This window comes from Streptomyces sp. NPDC001508 (assembly GCF_040298665.1).
Lineage (GTDB): Bacteria > Actinomycetota > Actinomycetes > Streptomycetales > Streptomycetaceae > Streptomyces.
This window is the reverse complement of record NZ_JBEPAP010000124.1, coordinates 1-7016: the sequence shown is the minus strand read 5'-3', so window position 1 is coordinate 7016 and position 7016 is coordinate 1. Positions and strand designations below refer to the sequence as shown.

Below are 7016 nucleotides of genomic sequence, written 5' to 3'. Positions count from 1 at the left end.
GCCCGGCCGGCCGGGCAGCGCGGAAGGAGGGCGCCGGATGAGCGAGACGCAGGACGGCGGGCTGACGGCACTGCAGGCGGCGCTGGCCGCCGAGCACGCGGCGGTGTACGGGTACGGGGTGGTCGGCGGGCGGATCGCCGCGGGGCGCCGGGCCGAGGCGCGGGCGGCGTGGGACGCGCACCGGGCACGACGGGACGCGCTGACGCGCGCGGTGCGCGACCGGGGCGGTGAGCCGGTCGCGGCGAGTGCCGCCTACGCGCTGCCGTTCCCGGTGCCGGACTCGGCCGCCGCGCTGCGGCTCGCCGCCGAGTTGGAGGAGCGGGTCGCCGGTGTCTACTCCGACCTGGTGCGGGCGGTCTCCGGCCGGCAGCGCGGCTCGGCCGCGGCGGCGCTGCGGGAAGCCGCGGTGCGTGCGGTGCGCTGGCGCGGGGAGAGCGTAGCCTTCCCTGGTCTCGCCGAACGGGCCGGCGAGACGACCGGGAGCGGCCGGGCTCCGGCGACGCGTACGCCGTAGCCCCGTACAGCAGGAAGGGAACGACTCGCGCATGTCTTTCGAACCGCCGCGCCGCCTGGTGCGCGCGCTCGGTGAGACGGCACCGGACGTCGACGACTGGTTGGAGAAGCTGCCCGAGGCGGCCCGGCAGGCCGTCGCACTGCGCGAGTTGACCGTGGAGCGGGTGCAGGTGCCGGGCGGGCGCAGCAGCCTGGTGCTGCTGGTGCGGCGGGCGGACGGGTACCCGGCCGTGCTGAAGCTGGCGCCGCGCCGGGCCCGGCCGGAGAGTGAGCGTGCGGCGCTCGCGCACTGGGGCGGGCTGGGCGCCGTCCAGTTGCTTGAGCCCTTCGTGACGGAGGGCGAACTGCTGCTGGAGCGGCTGCACCCGGATGTGTCGGTGCGCTCGCTGCCGGAGGCGCGGGCGTTGCTGGAGGCGGCCGGGACGCTGCGGCGGCTGTGGGTCGAGCCGCCCGGCGGTGTGGCCGGGCACCCCTTCGAGACGGTGGCCGAGCGGACCGGGCGGCAGGCGGCGGCGATGCGGGCCGAGGCGGACGCCGGGGTGCTGCCGCTGGTCGACGCGGCGCTCACGGCCCGCGAGGAACTGCTCGCGGCGCCGCCCGAGCACCGCCTGCTGCACGGCACGTTCCGGCAGAGCAAGGTGCTCGCCGGGGAGCGGATGCCGTGGCTCGCGGTGGGGCCGGACCCGGTGGTCGGCGAGTGCGCCTTCGATCTGGCGCGGCTGGTCCGGGACCGGGTGGAGGACCTGATCGCCTCCCCGTCGGGCTCGGCGACCACCCGCCGCCGGGTGAAGCGGCTCGCCGAGGCACTGGACGTCGAACAGGACCGGCTGCGGGGCTGGACCCTGTTCCGCGCGGTGGAGTCCGCCCTGCGGTCCCGCCGAGCGGGCCGCACCAAAGACACCGAACTGCTCCTGGAGTTCGCGACCTGGCTGTAGGGCCGGCCGAACCGGGCCAGGTGCGCACCGGGTTCCGGCCCCCAGCGGGGTTCCGCGACAGCCCACGGAAGAGATGGCACGCTGCCGGCCCGGAGGGACCCTCAGGGTGTCCGCCCCGGGAGATTCCGGGCTGCCGGCATCTCTGGGGGCGGCCACCTCGGACGGAGACTCGTGGTCTCCCTCCCAGAGGGGTCGGAGGCTCTTCGTCTCCCTCCCCAGGGGGTTCCGCTGCGGCCCCTCCCGACGAGTTGTCGAGCGGACCGCCTTACGAGAGGTCCCCCGGCCGGAGCACTTCCCGCGGCGACCTCCGCAGGGATGCGCGGTGTCGGTTCGGATGGGGGGATGGGGTGTCTGACCCAGGGGTCCGGGGCCCCGGTCGGGATCGCCCGGTGTGCCGGAAGGATTCCGCTACGGCCCCGACGAATCGTCCAGGCAGCCGCCTCCCAAGAGATCCGCAGCCCCACTCGGCCGGGAATCCCCCGGCCCCCCGGTGCCGGTCCGGGCGGGCCCTCAGGGTGGCTGGACCGGGAGATTCCGCAGCCCCGGCGGAGCCCGCGATCGCCTCGGACGGAGACCGCCGGCCTTCCCCAGTGGGGTGCCCGCGGCGGCCTCCGCGGGATGCGCGTGTCGGTTCGGATGGGGGGCTGGGGTGTCCGACTCGGGGACGGCGCCCGGGGCCCCGGCCGGAAGACCGGTCGGGGTGGTCCGGGTGGCGGAAGGATTCCGCTGTTGGTGCCGGAGGGGTCAGTTCGAGGTCAGGCGGGTGATTGCCTCGGGGACGGTCAGGTCCTCGCGGTGGCCGGTCCTGCGGTCCTTCAGTTCGAGGACGCCCTCGCCCGCGCGGCGGCCCACCACCAGGATGCGGGGTACGCCGATCAGCTCGGAGTCCGTGAACTTCACGCCCGGTGAGACCCCGGCCCGGTCGTCGACCAGGACGCGGAGGCCCGCCGCGGCCAGTTGCTCGGAGACGTCGAGCGCCACCTCGGTCTGCAGGGCCTTGCCCGCGGCCACCACGTGCACATCCGCCGGTGCGACCTCCGCGGGCCAGCACAGGCCCTGCTCGTCGGCGGTCTGCTCGGCGAGGGCGGCGACCGCGCGGGAGACGCCGATGCCGTAGGAGCCCATGGTCACCCGTACCGGCTTGCCGTTCTGGCCGAGGACGTCGAGCTTGAGGGCGTCGGCGTACTTGCGGCCCAGCTGGAAGATGTGGCCGATCTCGATGGCGCGGTCCAGCCTGAGGCCGGTGCCGCAGTTCGGGCACGGGTCGCCCTCCTGCACCACCACGACGTCGACGTACTCGTCCACCTCGAAGTCACGGCCGGCGACCACGTTCCTGGCGTGCGTGTGCTCCTTGTTGGCGCCTGTGATCCACGCCGTGCCCGGCGCCACCCGCGGGTCGGCGAGGTACTTCACCTTCTCCAGGCCCTGCGGGCCGACATAGCCGCGGACCAGGTCGGGACGGCTTGTGAAGTCCTCGGCGGTGACCAACTCGACGGCGGCCGGGGCGAAGTGCGCCTGGACCTTGTCCAGGTCGACCTCGCGGTCGCCGGGTACGCCCACGGCGACGATCTCGCCGTCGACCTTGACCAGGAGGTTCTTCAGGGTGGCGGACGCCGGGACGCCGAGGGAGGCGGCCAGGGTCTCGATGGTCGGGGTGTCCGGGGTGGGGATCTCCTCGGCCGCGGGCACCAAGGAGCCGTCCACCGGCTTCAGTTCGTAGCTGATCGCCTCGGTGTTGGCCGCGAACTCGCAGTTCGGGCAGTCCGCGAAGGTGTCCTCGCCGGCCCCTGCCGGGGCCAGGAACTCCTCGGACTTGGAGCCGCCCATGGCGCCCGCGGTGGCCGCGCAGATGCGGTAGTCGAGGCCGAGGCGGTCAAAGATCCGCTGGTACGCCTGCCGGTGCAGGGCGTAGGAGCGCGCGAGGCCGTCGTCGTCCAGGTCGAAGGAGTACGAGTCCTTCATCAGGAACTCGCGCCCGCGCAGGATGCCCGCGCGCGGCCGGGCCTCGTCGCGGTACTTGCTCTGGATCTGGTAGAGGATGACCGGCAGGTCCTTGTAGGAGGACGCCTGGTCCTTCACCAGCAGGGTGAAGATCTCCTCGTGGGTGGGGCCGAGCAGATAGTCGCCGCCCTTGCGGTCCTGGAGGCGGAACAGCTCGGGGCCGTACTCGTCCCAGCGGCCGGTCGCTTCGTACGGCTCGCGCGGCAGCAGTGCGGGCAGCAGCACCTCCTGGGCGCCGATCGCGTCCATCTCCTCGCGGACGATGCGCTCCACGTTGGCGAGGACCCGCTTGCCGAGCGGCAGCCAGGACCACACGCCGGCGGCGGTGCGGCGCACATAGCCGGCGCGGACGAGCAGCTTGTGGCTGAGGACCTCGGCGTCCGCCGGGTCGTCGCGCAGCGTCTTGGCCATCAACTGGGACATGCGCTGGACCGGTGCGTTCGCCATCGTTCTCGTACTCCTGCCGGGGAAGGGTGATGGCTAGGAGGTTAGCCGGGCGGCTGCCATGGCCGGAAATCCATTCCCGGCCGGCGGCGCCGCAGGGGCAGCGGCGCCCCCATGACCGCGTACGGCCTGGGCGCGCTGGGGAACAGTACCTGGCGGGCCAGGTCCTGGTAGCCGAGGGAGTGGTACAGGCCGCGGGCCGGGCTGTCGGTGTCGATCGCGGAGAGGATCGACCGGGGTTCGGCGGCGCCGTCGGTGATGGTGATGATCAGGGCGCGGCCGATGCCCCGGTTCTGGTAGCGCGGGTGCACGTGCAGCTCGGTGATCACGAAGGAGTCGTCGAGCCACTGGTCATGGCCCTGCGCCCGCAGGTACGGCTCGACGACGGTGGACCACCAGTGCGTGCGGTCGTTGGGCATGCCGTACACGAATCCGACGAGCCGGCCCGCGACCATCGCGCCGAAGGCCCGCGCGCCCGGGTAGGTCATGTGGCGCAGGACGATGTGGCGGCGCACGGCGATCTCGTCGGCGCCCAGCCCGAAGGCGACGGCCTGGACGGCTAGGGCCTCGTCGACGTGGGCGGGGAGGTCCAAGGGGCCGATCACGAGGTCCATGGCCCGGAGCCTACAGGGGTGTTTCGGGTGTCCGCGGGGCCCATGCGTCCCTCGTGGCCGAGAGACGTCCCGCAGGACCCGGAAACGCATCCCGGCCACAGCCGACTCGGCGCGCTCAGCGAGCCCACGCGGCTCAACTGCCTCTGTGGGCACGGTGGGGCCCTCTGGGATCGGCGGGCTCGGCAGGCTCTCTCATCGCCGGTCCCTCGAACCTAACAAGCGGCTCAACTGCCTCCATGGCACTGTCCGGTATGTGGTCGGCCGACTCTGTCATCCACGCCTGGCCCCTCGGACCCAGGCGCGCCCGCTCAAGCGGCTCAGCGAGCGCAGGCGGCTCAACTGCCTCCATGGCATGTCCGGCATGTGGGATCGGCCGGCTCGGCCGGCTTTCTCAGCCCGTGCCCGTCTCCCCGGACCCAGGCGTGGCCGGCTCGGGCGGCTCAGCGAGCCCAAGCGGCTCAAGCCCCCCTGTGGGCACTGTCGTGCCCCCTGGGATCGGCGGGCTCGGCAGGCTCTCTCATCCACGCCCGGCCCCTCGGACCCAGGCGCGCCCGCTCAAGCGGCTCAGCGAGCGCAGGCGGCTCAACTGCCTCTGTGGGCACTGTCCGGCATGTGGTCGGCCGACTCTTTCATTCACGCCCGGCCCCTCCGACCCACGCACGCCCGCTCAGGCGGGCCAGGCACAAGGGGATCAACTGCCCCTGTGGGCACTGTTCGGTATGTGGGATCGGCCGGCTCGGGCGGCTTTCTCAGCCCGTGCCCGTCTCGCCGGACCCAGGCGTGGCCGGGTCGGGCGGCTCTGGCGTTCCCGTCGGTCCCCTCGGCACAGGCCGGTTCAGAACAGCACGCTCATGAAAGCGCCGACCTCCCGGAAGCCCACCCGCACGTAGGTGCGCCTGGCCGGGGTGTTGAAGTCGTTGACGTACAGGCTCGCCACGGGGGCCACGTCCGCCAGCGCGTAGCGCAGCACCGCCGCCATGCCGGGGGCGGCAAGCCCCCGCCCCCGGTACTCGGGGGCCACCCAGACGCCCTGGATCTGGCAGGCCCGGTCGGTCGCCGCGCCGATCTCGGCCTTGAACACGACCCTGCCGTTGCCGTCGAGCCGGGCGAAGGAGCGGCCGGAGCCGACGAGTTCGGCGACCCGGGCCTGGTAGAGCAGTCCGCCGTCGCCGGCCAGCGGGGAGACGCCGACCTCCTCGGTGAACATCGCCACGCACGCCGGCATGATCGTCTCCATCTCGTCCTTGCAGATGCGACGGACGTAGGGGTCCGGGGCGATGTCGACGGGCAGCCGGTCGGTGATCATGAGCGGTTGGTGGGCGCGGATCTCGCGGGCCGGGCCCCAGTGGGGTTCGAGGAGGCGCCACAGCTGGGCGGTGGATTCGGCGGGGCCGACGATGGAGGAGCAGCGGCGGCCGGCCCGCCGGGCCCGGTCGGCGAAGGCGCGTACGGCCCTCGGGGTGGCGCAGATCGGCACCAGGTTGGCGCCCGCGTAGCACAGGGAGGTCAGCATGCCGTCCTCGTACCAGCCCCACATCTCCCCGCCGAGCCGCCACGGATCGAGGCCCGCCACCTGCACCCGGGACGTCACGAAGGCGTTCGCGACGGGCTCGCGGTCGAGGACGGCGAGCGCGGCGTCCAGGTCGCTCGGTTCGAGCACCCGTGAGGTGGTCTGGGTCAACACGTGCGGGGCCTCACCCTGGGGGTTCTGCTGATCTCCGCACTGTACCCGCCGAATTTGTGCCGCGCCGCCCCACGGGGACGGTGCGGTCGGGGCGGTCGGTCGGCCGCGAGTGACGGGACGGCCGCGGCCGATGCCGGGACGGCCGCGGCCGTCCTGGATCTTGTGGATGCGCGGGTGCGGGCACGGTCCGCGCGGAGCAGGTCGTGGCCTCGGCGAGCCTGCTGCCGCGGGCTCACGGCCGGTCCGGGGGCCCATGAAGCGGATGCCTCGGGTTCTCCGGCGCTCCGGGCGCGCGCCTCACGCCGTATGTCGCCGCCGTCACTCAGGGACATTGAGGGCGTAACTCGCCGGCAGGACACCCTCGTTGGTGCTGTGGGTGGTGAAGTGGCCGTCGGACACGGCGGGTTGGCTCGCAGCGGTGACCGTCGTCGGGGACGCGGATCTGGTCGCCGACGGGGGGCGGGTGGTGACGTGGAGGTACCGGGTGGTGTCGGCGTGCGTACGGCTGCCGGTGACGCGGCCGTATGCAGCGTCGTTCCAACTGCCCGGCCGCAGACCGCCGTTCTTGACTCCGCCGCCCCGAACGCCGTAGGGGGACTCCGAGATGGGCGGGAGGTGGTCCTGTAGGGGGCGGCGCCACGGCGAGCGACCGGGCGCTCGGGGCGGGCGTCAGCCGGCGACCGACACCGACGGCTCGCCGGAGGCCACGCCCTCGGACTCCATCTGCTCGGCGATCTTCATCGCCTCCTCGATGAGGGTCTCGACGATCTTCGACTCGGGCACCGTCTTGATCACCTCACCCTTCACGAAGATCTGCCCCTTGCC

General features: G+C 73.4%; 5 protein-coding genes and 1 pseudogene. 2 read left to right on the top strand and 4 right to left on the bottom strand.

What is annotated here, in order from left to right; translation table 11 throughout:
- Positions 1–37 precede the first annotated feature (37 nt).
- Both ABT245_RS45335 and ABT245_RS45330 read left to right on the top strand, forming a co-directional pair.
- Complete coding sequence (locus ABT245_RS45335; RefSeq protein ID WP_351746867.1) at positions 38–514, top strand: ferritin-like domain-containing protein; 477 nt, start codon at positions 38–40, stop codon at positions 512–514.
- Between the two features lie 31 nt (positions 515–545).
- Complete coding sequence (locus tag ABT245_RS45330; protein ID WP_351746864.1) at positions 546–1448, top strand: aminoglycoside phosphotransferase family protein; 903 nt, start codon at positions 546–548, stop codon at positions 1446–1448.
- 744 nt (positions 1449–2192) lie between these two features.
- On the opposite strand, the gene ABT245_RS45325 is transcribed toward ABT245_RS45330, so the two are convergent.
- From ABT245_RS45325 to ABT245_RS45310, 4 genes and pseudogenes are all read right to left on the bottom strand, one after another.
- Positions 2193–3896: a proline--tRNA ligase gene (locus ABT245_RS45325; protein ID WP_351746861.1), complete on the bottom strand. Its 1704-nt coding sequence runs from the start codon at positions 3894–3896 to the stop codon at positions 2193–2195.
- A 41-nt stretch (positions 3897–3937) separates the two neighbouring features.
- Positions 3938–4507: a GNAT family N-acetyltransferase gene (locus tag ABT245_RS45320; protein WP_351746858.1), complete on the bottom strand. Its 570-nt coding sequence runs from the start codon at positions 4505–4507 to the stop codon at positions 3938–3940.
- Between the two features lie 835 nt (positions 4508–5342).
- Complete coding sequence (locus ABT245_RS45315) at positions 5343–6191, bottom strand: GNAT family N-acetyltransferase (protein ID WP_351746855.1); 849 nt, start codon at positions 6189–6191, stop codon at positions 5343–5345.
- Between the two features lie 669 nt (positions 6192–6860).
- A pseudogene (locus ABT245_RS45310) lies at positions 6861–7016 on the bottom strand (flavodoxin-dependent (E)-4-hydroxy-3-methylbut-2-enyl-diphosphate synthase); the annotation flags it as partial.